General features: G+C 47.6%; 23 protein-coding genes. 15 read left to right on the top strand and 8 right to left on the bottom strand.

What is annotated here, in order from left to right:
- Window positions 1-14: 14 nt before the first annotated feature.
- Window positions 15-254 carry a hypothetical protein gene (locus tag NST47_RS04520; RefSeq protein ID WP_338044673.1) on the bottom strand — a complete coding sequence of 80 codons (240 nt, stop codon included), beginning with the start codon at window positions 252-254 and terminating at the stop codon, window positions 15-17.
- A gap of 357 nt (window positions 255-611) precedes the next feature.
- On the opposite strand from NST47_RS04520, the gene NST47_RS04515 reads away from it, so the two are divergent.
- Complete coding sequence (locus NST47_RS04515) at window positions 612-914, top strand: hypothetical protein (RefSeq protein ID WP_341154064.1); 303 nt, start codon at window positions 612-614, stop codon at window positions 912-914.
- Window positions 915-933: 19 nt separating this feature from the next.
- Here NST47_RS04515 and NST47_RS04510 read toward each other — a convergent pair whose 3' ends face one another.
- The 6 genes from NST47_RS04510 to NST47_RS04485 all read right to left on the bottom strand — a co-directional run bounded on the left by NST47_RS04510 (window position 934) and on the right by NST47_RS04485 (window position 6,277).
- Complete coding sequence (locus tag NST47_RS04510) at window positions 934-1,443, bottom strand: phosphoesterase (protein WP_341154063.1); 510 nt, start codon at window positions 1,441-1,443, stop codon at window positions 934-936.
- A 217-nt stretch (window positions 1,444-1,660) separates the two neighbouring features.
- Window positions 1,661-2,524 (bottom strand): polysaccharide deacetylase family protein, encoded by an 864-nt coding sequence (locus NST47_RS04505; protein ID WP_341154062.1) that lies wholly within the window; start codon window positions 2,522-2,524, stop codon window positions 1,661-1,663.
- Between the two features lie 246 nt (window positions 2,525-2,770).
- Window positions 2,771-3,784: a zinc-binding alcohol dehydrogenase family protein gene (locus NST47_RS04500; protein WP_341159606.1), complete on the bottom strand. Its 1,014-nt coding sequence runs from the start codon at window positions 3,782-3,784 to the stop codon at window positions 2,771-2,773.
- Window positions 3,785-4,022: 238 nt separating this feature from the next.
- Window positions 4,023-4,382 carry a hypothetical protein gene (locus tag NST47_RS04495; RefSeq protein WP_341154061.1) on the bottom strand — a complete coding sequence of 120 codons (360 nt, stop codon included), beginning with the start codon at window positions 4,380-4,382 and terminating at the stop codon, window positions 4,023-4,025.
- Between the two features lie 242 nt (window positions 4,383-4,624).
- The gene (locus NST47_RS04490; protein WP_341154060.1) at window positions 4,625-5,869 is read right to left on the bottom strand and encodes an MFS transporter; all 1,245 of its coding nucleotides are present in this window, start codon (window positions 5,867-5,869) and stop codon (window positions 4,625-4,627) included.
- 216 nt (window positions 5,870-6,085) lie between these two features.
- Window positions 6,086-6,277: a hypothetical protein gene (locus NST47_RS04485; protein ID WP_341154059.1), complete on the bottom strand. Its 192-nt coding sequence runs from the start codon at window positions 6,275-6,277 to the stop codon at window positions 6,086-6,088.
- A 360-nt stretch (window positions 6,278-6,637) separates the two neighbouring features.
- Between NST47_RS04485 and NST47_RS04480 the strand changes: the two genes are divergently transcribed.
- The 14 genes from NST47_RS04480 to NST47_RS04415 all read left to right on the top strand — a co-directional run bounded on the left by NST47_RS04480 (window position 6,638) and on the right by NST47_RS04415 (window position 20,729).
- The gene (locus tag NST47_RS04480) at window positions 6,638-7,501 is read left to right on the top strand and encodes an AraC family transcriptional regulator (RefSeq protein WP_341154058.1); all 864 of its coding nucleotides are present in this window, start codon (window positions 6,638-6,640) and stop codon (window positions 7,499-7,501) included.
- Between the two features lie 95 nt (window positions 7,502-7,596).
- Window positions 7,597-8,910, top strand: a complete 1,314-nt coding sequence (locus tag NST47_RS04475; RefSeq protein ID WP_341154057.1) for an ABC transporter substrate-binding protein — start codon at window positions 7,597-7,599, stop codon at window positions 8,908-8,910.
- Window positions 8,911-8,950: 40 nt separating this feature from the next.
- Window positions 8,951-9,886, top strand: a complete 936-nt coding sequence (locus tag NST47_RS04470) for a carbohydrate ABC transporter permease (protein WP_341154056.1) — start codon at window positions 8,951-8,953, stop codon at window positions 9,884-9,886.
- 93 nt (window positions 9,887-9,979) lie between these two features.
- Complete coding sequence (locus NST47_RS04465) at window positions 9,980-10,804, top strand: carbohydrate ABC transporter permease (RefSeq protein WP_341154055.1); 825 nt, start codon at window positions 9,980-9,982, stop codon at window positions 10,802-10,804.
- A gap of 30 nt (window positions 10,805-10,834) precedes the next feature.
- Window positions 10,835-11,722 (top strand): phytanoyl-CoA dioxygenase family protein, encoded by an 888-nt coding sequence (locus NST47_RS04460; RefSeq protein ID WP_341154054.1) that lies wholly within the window; start codon window positions 10,835-10,837, stop codon window positions 11,720-11,722.
- Between the two features lie 237 nt (window positions 11,723-11,959).
- Entirely contained in the window at window positions 11,960-12,346 is a 387-nt protein-coding gene (locus NST47_RS04455) for a VOC family protein (protein ID WP_341154053.1), read from the top strand.
- A gap of 72 nt (window positions 12,347-12,418) precedes the next feature.
- Window positions 12,419-13,300 carry an SMP-30/gluconolactonase/LRE family protein gene (locus tag NST47_RS04450; RefSeq protein WP_341154052.1) on the top strand — a complete coding sequence of 294 codons (882 nt, stop codon included), beginning with the start codon at window positions 12,419-12,421 and terminating at the stop codon, window positions 13,298-13,300.
- A gap of 349 nt (window positions 13,301-13,649) precedes the next feature.
- Window positions 13,650-14,138, top strand: a complete 489-nt coding sequence (locus NST47_RS04445; RefSeq protein ID WP_341154051.1) for a VOC family protein — start codon at window positions 13,650-13,652, stop codon at window positions 14,136-14,138.
- Between the two features lie 39 nt (window positions 14,139-14,177).
- A complete protein-coding gene (locus NST47_RS04440) occupies window positions 14,178-15,671 on the top strand; it encodes an amidase family protein (RefSeq protein WP_341154050.1) in 1,494 nt (497 codons plus the stop codon).
- Window positions 15,672-15,759: 88 nt separating this feature from the next.
- Window positions 15,760-16,284: a GNAT family N-acetyltransferase gene (locus tag NST47_RS04435; protein WP_341154049.1), complete on the top strand. Its 525-nt coding sequence runs from the start codon at window positions 15,760-15,762 to the stop codon at window positions 16,282-16,284.
- A 131-nt stretch (window positions 16,285-16,415) separates the two neighbouring features.
- Entirely contained in the window at window positions 16,416-16,979 is a 564-nt protein-coding gene (locus NST47_RS04430; protein WP_341154048.1) for an RNA polymerase sigma factor, read from the top strand.
- Window positions 16,980-17,490: 511 nt separating this feature from the next.
- On the top strand, window positions 17,491-18,450 hold the full coding sequence (locus NST47_RS04425; RefSeq protein ID WP_445667349.1) for a carbohydrate ABC transporter permease: 960 nt from the start codon (window positions 17,491-17,493) through the stop codon (window positions 18,448-18,450).
- A complete protein-coding gene (locus NST47_RS04420) occupies window positions 18,447-19,268 on the top strand; it encodes a carbohydrate ABC transporter permease (RefSeq protein WP_341154047.1) in 822 nt (273 codons plus the stop codon). Before NST47_RS04425 ends, NST47_RS04420 begins: the two co-directional genes overlap by 4 nt.
- A 78-nt stretch (window positions 19,269-19,346) precedes the next feature.
- On the top strand, window positions 19,347-20,729 hold the full coding sequence (locus tag NST47_RS04415) for an ABC transporter substrate-binding protein (protein WP_341154046.1): 1,383 nt from the start codon (window positions 19,347-19,349) through the stop codon (window positions 20,727-20,729).
- Window positions 20,730-20,883: 154 nt separating this feature from the next.
- Here NST47_RS04415 and NST47_RS04410 read toward each other — a convergent pair whose 3' ends face one another.
- Window positions 20,884-21,852, bottom strand: coding sequence for a Gfo/Idh/MocA family protein (locus tag NST47_RS04410; RefSeq protein WP_341154045.1), 969 nt, complete (start codon window positions 21,850-21,852; stop codon window positions 20,884-20,886).
- Between the last annotated feature and the right edge of the window lie 105 nt (window positions 21,853-21,957).

Here is a 21,957-nt window from a genome sequence, read left to right as displayed (position 1 = left end):
GCGCTGCCTGCAGGTTATTGATATAAGCTGCGGTTAAAGGATTGCAGATGGTTGCCGGTCTGCGATTGAAAGGCAACATTCGTGGCCTCCTGCACGGCCATCTCCAGCTGCGAACACAATTGAGCGCATTCCTGCATACGCTGAAGCGCAACCTGATGAGTTTGCAGCGCATTTTGGATAACCTGCACCGCTTGACGCTCACGCTGGGCGATTTGCTCCAGCTGTTGAGCGTTTTGCTGCTCCTGCTGAAGCATAATTTGATAGGTCTGATTCGAATGCTGCGTTTGCTGAATCAGCTGTTGAATGATTTGCTGGCATTGACGTGCTTGCTGGACGATGTTATGGATGTGAATCTCCTCCTCAGAATGGATAGGTTTGGTATAGCACCCATATTATTCTGGTTTATAGTGGAGTAAATTATGCATGATTAATTAAAAACGGGGCAAAGAAAAATGAATGCGGATGGATCTCCAAGCGCGATATGATTTGGGGGACTACCTGAAATCTGCTATGATAAATAATAAGGATCTACTTGAACCTTCATAACTACAGCCCTATAACTAACAAGCTGAGCAAGGTTATCCGAACTCCCAGGTAAAGGAGCCTACATCATGGCATTCGGTATCAAACGAGCTGAGCTTCAGCAATGGAAAGCTACGGTCGCAAAAGGTGATATCGCTTTTCTCACCCATTATTGGTTCGATCCGCGCTTTCCAAATGTGAACACTGTCACCAAAGTAGGCTGCTCCGATCTGGGCAAGCTGGCGGCTTGGTGTACAGCTAATGGATTGAACCCGGACTATATACATCATCGCCAGCCCTATCCCCACTATGATCTGATCGGTCCGAGGCAAATCGCAATATTACAACAAGAGCAATTGTGGCAGCATCTGGAGAGATTCAAGCTGTTGTAACCTGAACATCTTTTTCTCTTCACTGCTCCTCACTGGGAACAACCATCGCCTTGATTTGTTCGAACGAAATTGGCGTGTAGTCCCACAGCTCGACTGAAACATTAATATACTGCTTTCCTTCATATTTCTGTCCATGAATGTGGCCATGAACGTTCACATAAGGCATATGCTTGTTCATATACATCGGCTCATGAGACAGGAAGTAAAATCCATTGTATACAATTGGGTTTTCACTTACCTCATCAAAACCGGCATCCAACCACCAGCTTCTCGATCGACCACGATCATGATTTCCGAGGATCAAGGTTTTGTAACCGCTAAGCCTTGACACGATACTTGCTGTCTTGTCCTTGTTCAAAAATGAAAAGTCGCCCAGATGGATCACCTTGTCGTCCTTGGTTACGACCGCATTCCACTTCTCAATCATCGTTTCGGTCATTTCATCGGCGTCACGAAAAGGTCTTGATTCAAAGTCTATAATATTCGCATGACCAAAATGATGATCAGAAATCACATATACATTGGACAATAATATCAGCTCCCTCGGGATCAAAGAATTATATTTCTATTATAACCGTACCTATGGAATCATCATAATTTATACATACGCACACTCACAGACCTAAGCCAAAGGTTGACATCTTACTTCTATTTTCTCTACGGTTACTGTCTGGCAGCATTTAAAACGAAAAGGCCCCCAAGTGCATATCACACACCTGGAAGCCTAATCATAATTTGGCCCATCCTCAACGAGACGTTTTCCGCACGGCAACAATCTTTTGAGCAATTATCGCTTCCAGTCCCTCTGGAGACACCTGCGGAGCACCCGCATTAATGCGCGGTATCCGGTACGGATCTACGCCTCGGGTCGCCATCAAGGGCTGGATCGTAAAGCCATAGCGGATACCGGCTGCTTGGACAGCTATGGCTGTATTTTTATCAGAAATGCCAAAAGGGTACGCCATCGTATCCACCTGATGGGGATCAGCCTGCTCCACATTTGCTTTGCAGGTTCGGGTATCCGCCAACATTCTATCTATGTATTGTTGATCCGTTTCACCGGCCTCTTGAACCAAATAAGCTTTTCCATCCTCGCGTTTACCATGAAAAGCATGCGTATGGCACTCGGCATCAATCAAATCGGAGCCGATGGTCATGGCGGTGATCTGCTCCCGCGACATTTTTGGCGGAGTATCCTCCTGCGGGTGATCCAGCGTTTCGGTAATAATAAAATTGACTGCCGGAATCTGCAGCTCCTTCAATATGGGAACACCCATTGTATAAAAGCTCTCATAGCCATCGTCAAAAGTTACCAGTACCGCATTATCTGGAACCTCCGCACCGCCGAGAAACTTTTTGAATTGATCCAAGGTAATGAAGTGATGTCCCTTGCTCTGCAAATATGCAAGCTGCTGCCTGAACAGCTCGGGCTTGATCGTGCTTGAGCTCGTATCCTCTTCATGAAGATGATGATACATGAGGACAGCAACCTGATCGGTATAATGCGCATTGCGCTTGTCGAATTGCTGAACTATCGTAAGGCCTATCACACATATAAGCAGGCCTGTCAACCAATAACGAATGATGACTTCCGCTCTCCCTTCGGGCAATACCGTTATCTGTACAATATCCGGCTTCCCACCTGCGATCCAGTACCTTTAGAGATGAGGTACCAGAGAAAAGCACAGTGTTGAAGCGATTTTGATTATACCATAAGGGCTGGCCGTTTGGGAAAACGAACGTTGTGAAACCCACACTGCCAAGCAGTACCTGCGCCCTGTAAGCTAACACAAGAAAACCGCCGGAATTCCCGGCAGTCTGTTAACGGAACTGCATGCAGCTGCTGAATCTCACCTTTACAGCTCCACCATCGCCTTGATTACACCTGTTTCCGGCTTCAGCCACGATTCGAACTCACCGATCATCGCATCAAACGGGCAGCGGTGTGTAATATATGAATCCGTATCGATAAGACCAGCCGCCATCGCTTGCATCACCTTTTCAAAATCGACCCTCGTTGCGTTGCGGCTGCTAAGCAGGGTCATCTCCCGTTTATGAAATTCGGGATCATTGAAGGTCAGCTCCTGCTTGACCAGACCCACAAACACCAGCTTGCCGCCGTGAGCAGTATATTGAAAAGCATCCATCATGGATTTGGCATTGCCGGTAGCATCAAAGACAACCGTCGGCAGCTCTCCCTGCGTCAGCTCCAGCAGCCGGTCCAAAGGATTATTCAGCGCGTTAACCGTTTCATCCACCGGCGCCCAGCGTGAGCAATAAGCCAGACGTTCATTGTTAATGTCCATCGCAATGACCCTTGCACCTGCGAGCTTGGCAAACTTCATCACACCCAGACCAATCGGCCCAGAGCCGATGACCAGCACGTTTACTTGAGGCTGGAGCTCGGACCTTCGCACGGCATGAGCGCCAATTGCGAGACATTCCACGATAGCCGCCTGCTCCAGGCTGATGCCCTCGGCCTTGATCAGCAGTGAGGTCGGGTGTGCGATCACCTCGCACATACCGCCGTCACTGTGCACACCGATCAGATCGAGCTTGGTGCAGCAGTTCGTTTTGCCGCTGCGGCAGGCAATGCAGGAGCCACAGTGCTGGTACGGTATGATGACGACGGGATCACCGACCTGCAGCCCTCCCTCATTGCTGCCAATCTCCAGGATCTCTCCAGACAGCTCGTGCCCGAGTACCCGGGGATAAGAAAAAAACGGCTGTCGGCCTTTGTAAGCATGTAGATCCGTCCCGCAAATACCGATCCTGCGTATTTTGATCAATGCGTGACCGGGTCTGGATGTAGGCGCTTCCATTTCCTTAAGCACGAACTGGTCCGGCTGTTCACATACAATCGTTTTCATTTTGTACCCACCCTTTCTACGATTGGCCAATCCTTTTCCTAATCGGAACACATTCAAGCCTGTTTGGCCAGGTCTATTATATTTCACGGGAGCCGCCCTCTATTCCTTCCATGTCAAAGAAATAATTAATGTAATGGCAGCTTCATGCCTAAACAACCCGAGCCATTTTCCAATGTCTCAGGTTGTGTTATAGCTTTCGGCAGTCGCTCAATACCAAGTAACCGCAACGTGTACAAGCTTATTGCTTGACGACACGAATCGTTTCCTCTTTATCATTCCATTGGACATGCAGCGTAAAATGATCTTCGTCAAAATACGGTGAATTCATCGTAGATGTACCGCTAATGATCTTGTTCTTGAAGCTGCCCTTGCTTTCACCGCTATTTTGGAAATTACGGCTTTCCTTAAAAACATACTGAACGATAGTATCAGGTTGACTTTCCTGTCCGATATATCGTATCTCATACGATTTGTCTTTGGCCGTCACCGAGCAGACAACGGACCAGTTGCTGCTTTCTCCTTTAAATTGCCGCTGCTCGGAGCAGCCTATTAGCCCAAATAAACTGATGAGCAGCATACTCATGATGAAGCTTCTCATAGACGAAGCCTCCTTTTCTGATAATGATAGGTATGGGTACCAACTCCCTACGGTCACGGGAAAGCATGCTTTCCGTGCGACTCTATTCAGATTGGAGATAAGATAAGAGTAACAGTAAAATCTTAACAATTTGTATGGGAATTTCTTAACGGTTTCTTATTTTCCCACAAGCTATACGCAAAAAAAGACCCAGGATTCCCGAAAATAGGATCATGGGCTTCTCGTATGCTTCTCACTATCTCTTATTGAACACTCATCTCATTATCCGTGGTCTCACGATCCGGGTCCGTCCCTTTCGTTTCCTTGCCCAAAAACAGCACAGCAGCCGCACCAATCACGATCGCTATACAAAACACGGTGAAGATCGAAGTGATCGGTATTTTCCGGGCAACGAGCATACCTACAAGATAGGGCCCGACGACACCGCCAATTCTCCCGAAGGAAGCGGCAAGACCTACTCCAGTGGAACGAACCGCGGTCGGGTACAGCTCTGGCGTGTAAGCATACATCGCTCCCCAGGCACCAAGATTAAAGAAAGAAAGGCAGATGCCAGATGCAATCAGCACACCGACCGTATCGGCATTTCCAAAACATATCGCACTCACCGCCGTCAACAGCAGATAGGTAACCAACACAAACTTACGGCCGAATCTTTCAATCAAATAGGCGGCGGTAAAATAACCGGGCAGCTGGGCCAGCGTCATAATCAGCACGTACTGAAAGCTTTTCACTAGTCCAAAGCCTTTAAGCATGACCACCGTGGGCAGCCACAGGAACATGCCGTAGTAAGAAAATACGACAGTGAACCATAAGATCCACAAGGTTATCGTCGATCTGCGGTACTTTGGCGACCAGGCCGCCGCCACCCGTTCGCGGAACGACAGCTTAAGGCTGCGCTGTTCGGTAAAGCGAGGCGGATCCTGTATCGCCCGCCTCAAATATAAGGCATACAGCGCCGGTACAGCCCCTATTGCAAATGCCATCCTCCAGCCATAGTGGGGGATGATGAAGTAGGCAATCAATGCCGCAATAATCCAGCCGCATGCCCAGAAGCTCTCCAGCAGGACAACTGCGCGCCCTCTTTCCTTCGGAGGCACGGACTCGGACACCAGCGTCGAAGCAACCGGCAGCTCGCCGCCCAGTCCGAAGCCTGCCGTGAAGCGAAGCACGCACAGCATCACAAAGCCGGCTGCCAGCGCCGATAGCCCACTGGACACGGAAAAGATAAGCAGCGTCCACAGCAGCACCGACCTGCGGCCGTACTTGTCCGCCATCGATCCTGCGACGGCTGCACCCACTGCCATCCCGATCGAATTGATCGCCGCCAACAATCCGATCTGTTCAGCACCCAGGCTCCATTCTACCGCCAGTGCAGCGGCGATAAACGAGATAATACCTACATCCATCGCATCGAACAGCCAGCTAAGACCAACACCGAACAGCAGCTTTTTTTGTTTCCGTTTAGCGGTAAGGTCTATATGATTCATAGTCAGCAGCTCCTTTTCCAGTCCAATTCCACATCAATCCAAGCCAGCGCCTTGAATATATGCAGTATGGTCTTCTCCTCTCACTTTACCCATGTTTTCCCTGTCTTATATCATACATCGCCAAAGAAATCTGAATCATCCATTAGACATAAAAACCGCCAAACCTCCACATGAATCGTCGTGGGTTTGGCGGTTGTATGCATCATATCTGATCATTTAGTATTCGCCCAGCATTTGATCCAATCGATCATTGAACTCCTGCTTGGTAATAAACTCGTAGTCCATAAATTTCACCTGATTCTGCTGCATGTAGCTGTCGATATCAAAGGATTCATGAATATCTTCTTCTATTAGAATGTCATTGCCTGTATGTAGGATGAGAATATAGTCCGATTTGGTTGTCTCCATAGGTTAAGCTGCCTCCGTGTGGTTGAATCATGCTCACATGATCTGATTAACCTCAAATTGCAGGATTTAAACATTCTGCCTCCCCCTGAGATAGAAGAACCACAGTTAAATGAGCGGTTCGATCTGTCGAACGACAGTGAAACAATTCCTCTGGACTAATGCTATAATAACAAAGAAGTTACTTTCCACATACCAAGAGGGAAAGGCACTTCCACCTCATGGGAAGGCTTTCATCCGGAAAGGCTGACCCTGCTAGCATGGGCTTGGACATGCGAATTATTTGATTAAAAATCAAGTAAACAGAGGTGTGGTATTTGCTAGCTATTTATTAATCTTACAAGGGCTCAGGAGGAATAATGGATGCTTCCAATCGCTTTCGATCAAAAAGGAATGATCGATTTCGACTACTGGGTTGAAAATCCGATTGTTCCTATGTTTCACTCCCATTCTTTTTATGAAGTGTATTATTTTCATCAGGGACGCTGCAATTATTTGATTGGTGACAAGATTTACATGCTTTCTCCGGGCGATTTGATTCTCATGTACGGAATGACGCTGCATGGCGCAAATGCCGACCCTACGGTCCCTTATATTCGGACTATCGTGCATTTTGACCCAACCTTTCTGCGGCCTTTTCTGGAGCTGCCTTATGCCGTTAATTTGCTTCAGCCCTTTCAGGAGCTCAGGAATCGGAGAATCAGCCTTAATGGGAAGGTAAAGGAAGAAGTGGAGCGTCTGCTGGCCAATATGAACGAACAGCAGCTGCGACAAAATCGAACGGGTGTATATCGGATGCAGCTGGCTTTCGTCGATTTGCTTTATATCATTTATGAGCAATGTCTGAATCCTTTGCAGCATAAAACGGAAAGCGCCTCGGAAAAGGAACGTATTGTCCAGCAGATCATTTCCTTTATTGAAGATAACTACGCAGCCGAAATTCATTTGGAGCAAATGGAGGATCACCTGCATTTCAGCAAGTCCTATTTGTCCAAGCTGTTTAAGGAAATTACAGGCTTTACGATCTTTGATTATATATACCGCCGACGGATTAATCAGGCTCGTAATTTGTTTATGACGAATCCGAGACGAAGCGTGACCGAGATTTGCGTGGAAACCGGCTTCAAGCACCTGGCCCATTTCAGCAGATTGTTCAAGCTGCACGCTGGCATTACACCCGAGGTTTACAAAAGACAGATTAGAGACAGCTTGTTGAATAGACGTTAAAATCACGGGTGATAACGTGTCCATGGACACCCACCCAACAATTATTTATGTAATCGATTACAAAAATCCTGAAATATACGATGGAGGAATGTTCTGTGTCAAGAATCAAGCTTTCCTTAATGGGTTTATCGTTCACGCTATTGCTTTCTGCTTGCTCTGGTGCTGCAGGTACGACCGGGACTGCCAAAACTACCGGAAATGAAGGCGCTTCAAAAGATGCTCCCAAGCCCGCTGCAAAAAGTGACGTCCAATTGACAATATCCCGCTGGGCAGGACCACACGCCGACGATCAAGCCGAGCTGCTAAAGGAATTTGAGAAGGAAACGGGCATCAAAGTCAAGATGGACGCGATCGATTTTGGACAGCTGAAACAAAAGCAATCCTTGAATATGTCCGGCCAAACCGGTCAATACGACCTGATCTGGGCACAGGAAGCCTGGTTGGGCGATTACGTGAAATCGGGCTTTTTGGCCCCACTGGATGATTTGATTAAGGATACGACACTAACAGGCAGTAATTTTGACTTTGCGGATTATAATCCCAGTGTCATCAAGACGTTTACAGTCGACAACAAATTGTATGGGCTGCCTAACTTTGAACAAACGCCTTTACTCGTATATAACAAGGAAATGCTGCAGGCTGAAGGGCTACAACCACCCAAAACCTGGGATGATATTCTAAAAGTTTCGAAGCATTTCTTTGACAAGGGCACAGGAATTGGCATCCCGGGCAAGCAAGGCAGCGCAAGCGTCAGCATCTATACGATTCTGAATCATTCCAACGACTCCAATTATTTTGACAAATCGGGCAAGCTGGCACTGGCCACACCTGCAAACATCGAAACGATGGAATTCTGGAAAAAGCTTGCCGCAACGTCTGCCAAGGGTAGCACAACATGGTGGTGGGATGAGGTTACCAAAGGGCTTCAGTTCGGGCAAATCCCAATCGGTATTACGCAATCGGGTCTGCTCTCGCAGCTTGAAGACAAGGAAAAGTCCAAGGTCGCGGGTAAGCTGGGCTATGCCCCTCTGCCTTATAACAAGCATGAAGCCGGTTTGATCAATGTGTGGAGCTGGTGCCTGCCCAAGGACAGCAAGCATCCGAAGGAAGCCTTTCAGCTGGCAGCCTGGTTAACCAGTAAAACGACCGAGAAGAAATTAAGCTTGAAAAACAGCAGCCATATTAGCCTGAGGCAATCGTTATTTAACGATAGTGAGCTTGTCTCCAAAGCGCCGTGGCTTCCAGCAGTCGGTGCCGCACTGAAGGATGGCGTCACTGCACCGCTGCAGCCCAATGCACCCAAGCTGATAGAGGCACTTGGCAATGGAATGTCGTCCATTATTGTTACTGGTGCAGATCCGAAGCAAATATTAGAAAAAATTCAAGCTGATTTAGCTGCTTCCTTCTAACTAGCATGAATAACTTACTATACAAGGGGGAGAGCCCAGTATGAATACATCCCACAACGGAGCTATTGATATGAAGAAGCTTTCCCGGAGCAGCCTTAGTTCGGGGAAGGCCAGCTATCTTGCCGGATTTCTTATTCTTCCGGCAGCAGCCGTGGTTTTCATAGCAATGATTGTTCCTCTCTTTTATGCGCTGGTTATGAGCTTATATGATTATAAACTGGGGCAAGAGGCAGCAGGAACCTTCGTTTTTCTAGATAATTATATTCGATTTTTCAAGGATGAAGTCGCACTACAATCTTTATGGAACACACTGCTATTTACTGCCATGGCGCTTACCCTTGAGCTGGCACTGGGCATCGGCATTTCAATCTTCCTGTTAGGCCTTCCTATGAAGATCGCGAATTTCTTCCGCGCCTTGTTCACCATGCCGCTATTGATCTCACATGTTATCGTCGGTTTGATATGGCGCTATATGTATGATCCCACCTATGGCATTGTGTACTACGTGCTGGGCTTATTCGGACTTGATTCGCATTTCGGCGGCTTGCAGACGACGGGCTGGGCATTATTCAGCATTGTGATAGCCGATGCCTGGCACGCGACTCCTTTTATTATGCTGGTCGTATCCGCAGGGCTTACCTCAATTCCCAATGACTTGTATGAGGCTGCCAAAATTGACGGAGCAGGACCTTTTCGGACCATGGTTAATATCACGCTTCCCTTGTTAAGCAAGGTGATCGTGGTCGTCCTGCTCATACGCGGTACCGATGCCTTCCGGGTATTCGACATCATCTTCGCCCTGACCGGCGGTGGACCTGCCAATTCCACCTCCTCACTCAGCATCTACGCGTTCAAACAAGCGTATGAAAATAATGAAATGGGCTACGCGATGGCGGTATCGGTCTTAACCTTGGTTGGACTTATCCTGCTCTTCGGCTCTTTAATGAAAAACTCGGCTGCGGGAAAAGAAGATTAAGGCTCGTGCCTGCCAAGCCACTTCTGCTTCATACAACAAGTTCATGCTTACGAAGTCAGCGTTCCATAAGGAACGCGCCTAGGAGGAGACCCTATGCTAACACGCTGGACAGGTGTGGGTTTTAAAATCATTGTACTGCTCTTTTTCACGCTGTGGACCATCGTCCCCATTGCATTAGTCGTCACCAATTCGTTCAAAAAAGAAATGGACATTTTCACTACCACGCCTACCTTGTGGTTTACGCCAACTTTAACGAACTATTTTAACGCATTTTCAAAAGGGGACTTCTCCTTATACTTTATTAACAGTACGTATGTCGCCGTGATCTCTTCACTCATCGCTGTCGGCTTCGGCACGTTTGCCGCTTATGGCTTGACCAGCTTTCGCTCAAAATGGTCCAACACGATAGCCAACGGCTTTCTGCTGGGCAAGCTGGTTCCGGCGATCTCCATGCTGCTTCCCTTGTTCACTTTAATCAGGCTTACCGGCTTCCTCGGCACTCTGGTCGGTCCCATTGTTGCCCATGCTGCACTCAATTTACCTTTTATTATCTGGCTGCTGATGGGCTTCATGCGGGATGTACCGAAGGAGCTCAACGACGCAGCAACCATTGATGGCTGTACGAAAATGCAGGTTTTTTGGAAGGTTGTCGTCCCGATTATACTGCCGGGCATTGCAGCAGCTTCTATTCTGGCCATGCAATATTCGTGGAACGAGCTGCTGTTCTCCATGCAGCTGACGGATATGGACACCTACACCTTACCTGTAGGCATCTCGACCTTTGTAGGCGCAATTTCCGTGGATTGGGGCAAAAGCAGCGCTGCAGCCACCGTCACGATGGTTCCTATGATTATTGTCGGATTTTTCGTACAGAAATATATTGCACAAGGCACTACTAGCGGTGCCGTAAAAGGCTAGTACACCCTACACACTGGAAGGATGAGAGAAATGGCAGTTATGACAGCGGAAATGAAAAAGTTTTTTCAAGAAAATGGGTATGTGGTTATTAAAAATGCGGTCCCCAAGGAAAACTGCCAGAAGGCTGTAGATACGATCTGGGAATTCATGGGTAAATCACCGGATAATCAGGATGAATGGTATACGCCTCCCGAAGGGATGGATCAGCTGTGGAATGATCAACAAAGAGGCATGATTCCGCTTTTCCAGCATCAGGCCTTATGGGACAACCGTCAATATCCGCGGTTATATGAAGCGTTCGCTGAGCTGCTGGGTGAAGAAAAGCTGTGGGTAACCGTTGACCGCGTCAACATGAAACCGCCTAAGCGGGACGATAAACCGGAATTGAACGCGAGCTTTATTCATTGGGATTCCGATACGACCAACCTAACCTTCCCTCTTCCCCAACCGCGGCCGCTGCAAGGCGTTCTGTTCCTTGAGGATACGAATATTCATCAAGGCGGCTTCCGCTGCGTGCCGAGTATTTATAAGGATTTTGAGCAATGGTTGAAAACGCAGCCGGAGGATCGCAACCCGATCAACCCAGATTATTCGGGACATGAAGTCGAGGTCATTCCAGGCGAAGCTGGCGATTTGCTGCTGTGGGATGTTCTCGTTGCCCATGGTAATGGAGAGAATTTATCAGACCGGCCACGGTTGGCGCAATATATTACGATGTATCCGGCCGACCCTTCACAATTTGAAGAAAGACACAGACTGGCGCTCGAAAGCTTGAAGAACAAAACCTCGATGCACCAGCAGTCCAATAAATTCAATCCACTGCCTGTTGACCCACGCGGCTGGGAGCTTACGCAAACACCTGAAGATCCGGGCCTCACTCCGCTCGGAAGAAAGCTGCTGGGACTTGATCCTTGGTAAAAAAGCACGAGGGCTACCGCTTCAATCCAACGATTGAGCGGCAGCCCTTGTTGATATGATAAGCTTTATAAATCAAACGGTTATAGAGGATAATAGACTACAAGCATCGAAATGTTGGATGAGAAGCAGCACCGACGCTTGATTTCCTTGAGAATAAAACTCCAAGTCGCTTAATCACTATGACATAGGTTGCTTGACCGAGTTGGAATTTACTATGGATACCACGGAGGAGCTACGATGATTGAATTTGAAAGGCTGCACCATATTAGTCTTGCTGTCAGGGATTTGAAGCAGGCCAAGCAATTTTACGGCAGTACGCTTGGATTTCAGGAGTTAGTAAGACCTCCATTCGATTCAGAGGGGGCCTGGTATGCGATAGGCGACTCCCAGCAGCTGCACTTACTGGAATTTCCCGATGGAGAAACGCTGCGCACGAGTGAAATTAATTCGATTGACGGCCATTTTGCCATTTGGGTCAAAAGCTATCGGAATACGATACTATCACTGGAAGCGGCAGCTATTCCTTATGAAGCCCGACCTGACAGTCTCGCCGGCTTCTCGCAAATTTATATTTTGGATCCCGATCACAATATTATTGAATTCGATGCTGCTTACGGCTCTTAGCCAGTCATCATGGCCATAAGCTCGTCTCAATTAACACAAAAATAACTGCCCTGCAGGCTGGAGGAAAGAAATTTGGACCCGTTACAAGTAGAATTGATTGTTGATGCGCAGGCAACTTTGGGAGAAGGCCCTTGCTGGGATCACCGCAGCGGGCTCCTTTACTGGGTAGACATTAAAGGACAAAGGGTACATATTCTGAATCCGCAAACCTTGGAAAACCGTACTATTCAGCTGGACCAAATGGTAGGTGCTGTCGTACCGAGACAGTCTGGCGGTGTCGTGCTGGCCTTGCAGCATGGGCTCTTCCTGTTGGACCTGGAAACAGAGCAGCTGACATTGGTCAATGCCCCCGAGAAGCAGCTCCAGGATAATCGTTTTAACGATGGAAAATGTGATCCGGCAGGTCGGTTCTGGGCGGGTACGACAAGTCATCTCGAAGAGAAGCCTGTCGGTTCGTTATATTGTCTTGAAGCCGATCATACCGTTCGCAAGATGGTTGATGGGGTGACGGTTTCCAACGGACTCGCCTGGAGTCCCGACGGGCGCACGATGTATTATATTGATTCGCCGACAAAGCGAGTGGTAGCCTACGATTATGATATCGATACAGGTGCTATAAGCGGTCAGCGGACCATTATCACGATCCCTGAGGGCGGCGGATTCCCCGATGGCATGACAATTGATGTAGAAGGCATGCTGTGGATCGCACAGTGGGATGGTTGGCAGGTGTCACGCTGGAACCCGCATACGGGTGAAATGCTGATTGCCATCCCGATCCCCGTAGCCCAGGTTTCATCCTGCACATTTGGCGGACCGAATCTGGATGAGTTATACATCACGACTGCCCGTGTTCGTCAATCGGACGAAGCTTTGGCAAAGCAGCCGCATGCAGGCGGCATATTTCGCGTGAGGCCTGGCGTATCCGGTATGCCAGCGCACTTTTTTGCCGGTTAGTCGGTTAATCGATCGAAGAGCATAGAAGTAAAAAGCAAGCTGTCGCGCTACCTACGTGCGGCAGCTTGCTTCTCATTTTATAAGCCTTCCATATTTTTTGTGCGAACTCAACATTTATTTTTTATCGGATAACCGCTTTAGCAGCATGTCATATAGATGTACACGGACGGTCGTATCCCCCAGCGAAATCAGCACAGCCTCAGAAAGAACCAAAACATAGTGTTTCCTTGAGTGGATATTTGACCGGATATATTTGTTTTATTCATTCATAACCTTGATCGTGCCACAGCGGAACGATATCCTTAATGATAGTGGTTTCAAACCTATTCCTTATATCAAGGAGGCCAATATGAAAATTAAAGCCCAAGGCGTGTCAGAGGTCGTGTTGGAAGTTAGCGATATGAAACGTGCCGTCGATTTTTGGTCAGGTCAGTTAGGATTTCCTGTTGTGCAGCAATGGGGGTATCAGGACAATCAATTTACAGAAGAAGCCAGTGAAATTTGGGCTACATGGCTGTATGTGGGCGGACCGACGAGATTAGGATTATGGCTGCCGCGCAATTTTAATAATCAGCAGCTTGTGGAAAAGGCCTCCCCCGTTTCTTTATGGAATGGGTTATTTGATGAAGGCGGTGTTCACGTGCATCTGGCGTTATATATAGGAATAGATCAAATTGAAGCCGCGATTCATTTGCTTGAGAGCCATCATATCGACAACAAGATCATCACAAGAGGCATTCATAAAAGAGTTTATTTTAAGGACACTGAAAATAATGTCATCGAGCTCTATACCCAAAGTATGGAGGAAGATTATTTGTCCAGACTCACTCCCATGTAAATCATGCACCACTACGTCATGTTCAGGAGGACTGTCCCAGTGAGCACACATCTGCATGAATGGATCATAGAAGCAGACCTAACACAGCTGCAAGCAGCTATGGAATCCGGCTCCATCACCTCGGAGGAGCTTGTTCAAGCCTATTTGGACCGAATACATAAGTATGATCCCAGCATCAATTCGATCCTGGAGATCAACCCGGATGCATTACAGATCGCGCGTTCTTTAGATCAGGAACGCAGAGATAATGGAGGTCGGGGAAGCCTGCACGGCATTCCCATACTTTTGAAGGATAATATCGATACACAGGATAACCTGCATACGAGTGCCGGATCGGTCGCGTTAGCTGGATCATTCGCAGCGGCGGATGCCTGTATAGCCTCCAAGCTCCGCTCGGCAGGTGCCGTTCTGCTCGGGAAAGCCAATATGACGGAGTGGTCCAACTTTATGTCCAGCCGGATGCCGGCGGGATACAGCTCACGGGGCGGATTTGTTCTAAATCCGTATGGTGCGGGCGAGCTCTTCATTAGCGGCTCCAGCTCAGGATCTGCGGCTGCTGTAGCGGCAAATCTGTGCGCAGCAGCGATCGGAACGGAAACGGCGGGCTCCATTGTCGGACCGGCATGCCAAACCTCTCTGGTGGGGATCAAGCCAACTGTCGGATTGATCAGCCGCGCCGGAATTATACCGATTTCCAGCAGTCAGGACACGCCTGGACCTATAGCCAGAACGGTTACGGATGCAGCGATGATACTGGGTGCATGTACAGGGATTGATGAGAAGGATTCGGCTACTCTACCCAGTGAAAACCGTTCTTTTTCAGACTATACGCCCTTTTTGGATGCAAGCTTTTTGCGTAGCGCAAGAATAGGAATACCCCGATATTATTACAGACATTTGGACGAGGAAAGACTTGCTATTATGGAAGCGGTCATTACGACTTTGATCCACGAAGGCGTCACTATCGTCGATAAGGTTACGCTTCACGTTGAACAGAACAACTGGAACAATGATGTCATTACGTATGAATTCAAGAAGGGCTTGAACGATTATTTATCCCAGTTAGCAGACTCCGTGCCAATCCACTCTTTGAAGGAATTGATTGCCTATAATGAAAAGCATGCCGAAATAGCTCTGCAATTTGGACAGGACACGTTGATCCGATCTGAAGAAAACACTCTCACCGAGCAAACCTATCTGATTAAGAAGCAAGCCTACTCGGAGCTCCCGCTGCAGCAGGGCATTGATTATGCCATAGATACGCATTCCTTGGATGCACTTCTGCTGCCTGGGGACGTGGACGGCATGTATATTGCTGCACGCTTGGGCTACCCCTTAATTACGGTTCCGGCCGGCTATTCAGTGAATGGCAGCATCGATGCCGATGGCGACTCTACAAAAGGACCATTTGGTGTCGTCTTCTCTGGTAAAGCATGGAGTGAACCGACTTTGATAAAAATTGCATACGGCTTCGAACAAGCTACCTTCCATCGGGCTCCACCTTTATTGGAGTCATACACGGACGATATATGAGGAGAAACGGGCAAGCCATTTGGGAAAACATTCCAATTATATACGTCCTATCGAAGAAAATGACGATCAAGGGAAATGAGGTGTGACGATGACGAATTCGATTGAGGTTGGACCCATGACGAAGGCAGACATAGAACCCGTGTTTCGCATTTTTACTGAACACCAGATTAACAAGCCTTTGGATTACATCGAGAAGTGCTGGGAAGAAAATGTAACCAATCAACGGTTAACGTTATTGGCCTCTTACGACGGTCAGTTTGCAGGAAGCCTGCATCTGCTCTCAGCCTCCAAATATCCTTATTTTAGAGAAAATGGCATACCGGAAATCAACGATTTTAATGTAATCCCGCCATTGCGAAAGCTCGGAATCGGTCATGCGCTCATCGAAGCCGTCGAGAACATAGCCTTGAACAAATACGGAATTGTCGGCATTGGTGTTGGACTTTATCAAAGCTATGGGAGTGCACAGCGCTTATACGCTAGAAGAGGATATATGCCAGATGGCAGGGGTTTGATGTACAGACAGCAGCCAGTCACCCCCGGTACCGAAGTTTGTGTGGATGACGATTTAAACTTGTATTTTACCAAGTCCCTCCTAAAAGAAAGTGAATGACATTCATCCCATAGACAGTAAAGTAAGTCCATTACACGCACCCATGAACGGTCTCTTTTATCAAAAGAGGTCGTTTTTTATATTTCGGGAACTATTCGCTTAGCAGTCTGTCTAATAGTAGAGGTGATTTCGTGGAACCACATTATTTACAGCATCTGACTGGCGGGAGTGATAAAGACGTTATACTTCGGGACCTGATGACCCAATATGGAAACGACGTTTGGAACTTCGCGTTTTTTCTAACCCGTCACGCTGACGCAGCGGATGATCTCACTCAGGATGTGTTTTTATCCGTATACGACAAGCTATACAGCTTTCGAGGTGAATGTAGTGTGAAAAGCTGGCTATTGACGATTACCCGCAACAAGTCACTTAATTATTTGAAAAGTGCGTTCATTCGTAAAGTGACTTTGGTTGATTATGTTATTCGAAAAGGCTCCTCACGTTCCGCAGAAGCAGAGCTGTTTGATCGCTTGGAGACCCGTCATATTTGGGCTACTCTTATGCGGATTTCCCGCAAATTCAGAGAAATACTGCTTTTGAATGCTCATTATCAGCTAACAAACAAAGAAATTTCCTTACTGCTTGAAATACCGGAAGCGACCGTCAAAACACGACTTCATCGAGCACGAAAAAAATTGGTTCAACTGAACTCATACAAGTGTTCTCGACCAGTCAGTCAGGCGGAGGTCTGAATGGAGCTGATCGTACGGCGGTTTCATCCATGTCGTTGCCTGAACCTGGACGGTGGCGGCTTATGGCATACGTCAACGACCGCTTGCTTAACAGTATCGTTGTGGATGTGGTATCCAATTCATGATCTGCCTTACTGGGAGCCACATTGTTGATAGACGACCTTTTCTGCTGCTGCAGAAGAGGTTTTTGTATTGCGTTATTTGTGGCACCTACTGGCTATCGCACATTTTTGCTAGAGACGTGAGGTCGTCATTATATGGTAATTATTACATGTCGCCTTATCCTGCTTAACGACATATGCAGCTTGCAGCTTCCACTATAGACCCTTTGGCAATATTCAGAATCGGTTGTTGGTAGAGATTGACCCTTATCTACATAAAACCTTTATATGTAGTTGACCCCTGGTTAACAAATGAACTTTATACTGACAAAGATGCCAAGGAAGAACTCAGCTTCCACATCAAAAGATAACCGCTTAACCCAGCCGTTACCGTCAGGAGTGAATGAAGCATGAGCCTTATGGAAAAACAACTCGGGAGCATTTCCACTAACAGACCAAAGCCAGCTGCCGTAGGCCGTACCCAAAGCCTTCACAAGCAGCGTCTGCTGGAAAATCTGCTTGCCTATTTATTTATGGCCCCCTCTCTGCTGCTGTTTGGCGTATTTCTATTTTATCCGCTGCTGCAATCCATCTATCTGAGCATGCATCTGACCGATCCGCGCGGACGTATTGCCGCATTTGTAGGCATGGAGAACTTCCAGGAGCTGTTCCTGTCCGAGCGCTTTTACCAAAGCTTGAAGGTAACGTTGTCCTTTACCCTGCTGACCGTCCCTACCTGTATCCTGTTGGCGCTGCTGCTGGCAGCACTGACACAATCCAGACTGCGCGGTATGCGCGTATTCCAGTTCATTTTCTCTTTACCTATCGCCATCTCTGTCGGAACCGGCTCTGTGATTTGGATGATGCTGTTCCATCCAAGCGTCGGTACACTTAATTATTTTTTGAGCCTTGCGGGTATTTCACCTGTTGGTTGGCTTACCGATCCTGCATGGGCGCTGATCTCTGTCTCGATGATGACGATCTGGATGACGCTTGGATTTAATTACATCGTACTGCTGAGCGGACTACAGGGTGTGCCTGAGGAAATATATGACAGCGCCAAAATCGACGGCTCGGGACCGATCCGTACCTTCATACAGCTAACGCTGCCGCTCGTATCGCCAACGCTATTTTTCGTAGCTATCGTATCGGTAATTGGAGCCTTCCAATCGTTTGGACAAATGCATATTTTGACCAAGGGTGGTCCGATGTACACGACCGATGTCGTCGTTTATAACATTTATCAGGACGCGTTTGTTAATTTTCGCTTCGGTATCGGCAGTGCACAGGCACTGGTTCTGTTCGCCATCATTCTTATTTTGACCGTGCTGCAGTTTACCTTTTTTGAAAAGAAGGTGCATTATCAATGACCAGCCGCTTTCAGAATACTATCGTATACCTCTTATTAGGTATCGCTGCAGCACTGGTGCTGTATCCTTTGCTGTTTACGTTCTCGGCAGCTCTGATGACTCCTGCCGAATCATCGTCTTACCCGCCCAAGCTGCTGCCTGGTGGATTGTATTGGGATAATTTCATTACGGTTACGCACCTGGTGCCAATCTTCAAATTTATTATGAACAGCCTGCTGATCTCCACCGCCATTATGATCGGACAGCTGCTGACCGCCAGCATGGCCGCCTATGCCTTCTCTTTTTTAAGATTTACAGGCAAAGGCATCCTGTTCGCGCTGTTCCTCTCCACAATGATGATTCCATGGGAGGTCACGATGATTCCCAATTATTTGACCGTCAAAAGCTGGGGCTGGCTGGACAGCTACGAAGGGCTGATTGTTCCTTTTCTGGCTACGGCGTTCGGTACGTTTTTACTGCGCCAATTTTTCTTGCAGCTTCCCGCCGAGCTGTTCGAAGCAGCAAAGATCGATGGCTGCGGTCATATACGAAGCTTTTTCCAGATGGTCCTGCCATTAGCTCGTCCGGCACTAGCGACACTTGGTGTTTACTCGTTCCTGACACATTGGAACATGTACCTGTGGCCGCTGCTGATCACAAACGGCGAGCAGATGCGTACCGTTCAGATTGGAATCAGTATGCTGCAGTTCGAAGAAATGACTTCGTGGAATCTCGTATTAGCTGGCGTTACGCTCGTTATGCTGCCATCGCTGCTGCTGCTCGTGCTCGGGATCAAGCAGCTGGTTCGCGGTATTACAGCCGGGGCTGTGAAGGGTTAGCCTTGCGTTTGGTGGAAATAGCGCGTCCCCAAGACGCTCTATATAAATAAAACATTTTTTAAGGGAGCGAAGACGACAATGATAAGCTGGAGTAGAAAAGGTTTAGTGACGCTTTGTATGGCCATCGTGATGCTCTTCATGGCAGCATGCGGCGGTACCCCAACGCAACCGTCAGAAGCAAAGGGAACAGACAATAAAGAAATGGCCCCTAAGCCTGCTGCAAGCAAGGAACCGGTTAAGGTCGTATGGTGGCATTCCATGAGCGGCGAGCTTGGCAAAGCGATAGATAAACTTGTTGCTGACTTCAATGCATCGCAAAAAGATGTTGTCGTAGAAGCGGTATTCCAAGGTACTTACGATGAAAGTCTGAACAAAATGAAAACGTCAATGGATTCCAAAAGCGGTCCTGCTCTGATTCAGGTATTCGAAATCGGCAGCCGTTTTATGATTGATTCCAAGGCGATTACCCCTATGCAAAAATTTATTGATGCCGACAAATATGACTTGTCCCAGCTTGAAGAAAACATTCTCAATTATTATCGGATTGACGGCAAGCTAAACTCCATGCCTTTTAACACATCCAACCCGATCCTCTACTACAACAAGGATATGTTCAAAGCAGCAGGTCTTGATCCCGAGAAACCGCCAGCTACGTACGAAGAAGTAGCAGCAGCGTCCAAAGCATTAACCAAAGACGGCAAATACGGCAATTCCTTCGCTATCTATGGTTGGTTTATGGAGCAATTTTTTGCCAATCAAGGTGCTGAGTTTCTGAATAACAGCAATGGCCGCACAGGTCTGGCAACCGAATCGATGTTGAACAGTGACGCAGGCGTGAAAACACTTGCCTGGTGGAAGCAAATGGTGGATGATAAATCGTCCCTGAACCTGGGTCGTAAAACCGATGATACCAAAAAAGCCTTTATTGCCGGACAAGTTGCAATGACACTGGACTCCACTGGCTCTCTGCGCGGTATTGTAGACGGAGCACAAGGCAAATTCGCAGTGGGAACAGGTTATCTGCCCAAACCATCCGACGCCAAGGAAGGCGGCGTGATTGTCGGAGGCGCCAGCGTCTATATTTTGAACAATCGCAGTGAAGCCGAGCAAAACGGCGCTTGGCAGTTTATCAAATTCCTGGCTGAGCCTAAGCAGCAAGCTTACTGGCACGTGAACACTGGCTACTTCCCTATTACCAAAAAAGCTTATGATGAACAAGTCGTAAAAGACAATCTGGTGAAATATCCACAGCTGAAAACAGCCGTTGACCAGCTTCACGCTACCAAAGCCAACACGGCAACACAAGGCGCTGTCATGGGCGTATTCCCGGAAGCTCGCCAGCTTACAGAAGGTGCGATTGAAGAGGTTCTTAATGGCAAAAAACAACCAAAGGAGGCACTTGACGGTGCGGCCAAGGAAATTAGCGGTAAGCTCGGTACTTACAATAAAACTGTAAAGTAATTTATATTTTCAAAAAATTTGCATCGAAGTAATCACCATACACGTACAAAAGGGGCCTCGGTACATACCGAAGTCCCTTTTGTTTATCTTCACTATGTATACTCAAGTTCCGACAGAAAGCCTGGCTTCACAGCAGCACATATTTACTGAATCTTTAATGGTCCTTTAAATAGTAAGCTTTAAGGATATCCTCCATAACTTTACTTGTTCTAATCGCGCTAATGCCAGTGCTCGAGCAAGCCCCTTGGCCCCGTAAAGCATCGACAACCGTTTGAATCAAGGGCTGCTGAATATGATGCGGATGCTCGATCATGTACGGCTCCTCACCTTCTGAGGTAGCTACAACGATCGGATTGTTCTGAAAGGTAGAAAATGTAATTTTCCCTTTGGTGCCCACAATTTCGTTCTTGTCCATATCCTCATAAGAGGTAAAACACCAATTTCCGGTACCATATACGCCGGACTCAAATTGATACGCCCCCGTTACAATATCCTCTGCCTCGTAATGATGGCCTTGATTGCCTGCGAAGCCTTGTATACTCGCAATAGGCCCTAACAAATAATCAAGCAGATCGAGCGTATGGCTGGCTACATCCACAAACAGCCCACCTCCGGATATTTCCGGCTGGACTCTCCAGGAGCTTTTTTTAAACTGCCCCAAATGTATCGTGGTTACCAAACGAACCTCACCAATGATTCCGCTCTCAAGAAGCTCCTTCACTTTCAGAAATCTCGGTAATTGTCTCCTGTAATAGGCTACAAATAAGGGCACATCCGCTTGGCGGCTTGCCTCCAGCATTTCCTCGCATTCCGCTACATTCATCGCCATCGGCTTTTCCACATAAACCGGCTTTCCCGCTTTCATAGCTTTGATCGCATATTCTTTATGAAAGGCTGGCGGTGTAGCGATATAGACTGCATCAACCTGCGGATCCTCGATGAGCTGCTCGGCATCAATGTACCACTTCGGCACGTTGTGTCTGCGGGCATAATCCTCCGCTAAAGCGGCGTCTCTTCTCATGACAGCAACCAGCTCGGAATGAGCCGCCTTTTGAAAGCCTGGACCACTTTTGACTTCAGTTACGTCTCCGCAGCCGATAATTCCCCAACGAATTGTTTGCATAGATAAATAATCCCTCCTGATAAATAATAATTGGATGAACCTCAATGAGAGTAAAGTATGCATCCATCATACCATTAATGGCACTATTTATCCGAAGGGATTCAT

Source organism: Paenibacillus sp. FSL H8-0034 (assembly GCF_038000305.1).
Lineage (GTDB): Bacteria > Bacillota > Bacilli > Paenibacillales > NBRC-103111 > Paenibacillus_S.
Note: the sequence above shows the minus strand (reverse complement) of the source record. Positions and strands in the feature narration are given on the sequence as shown.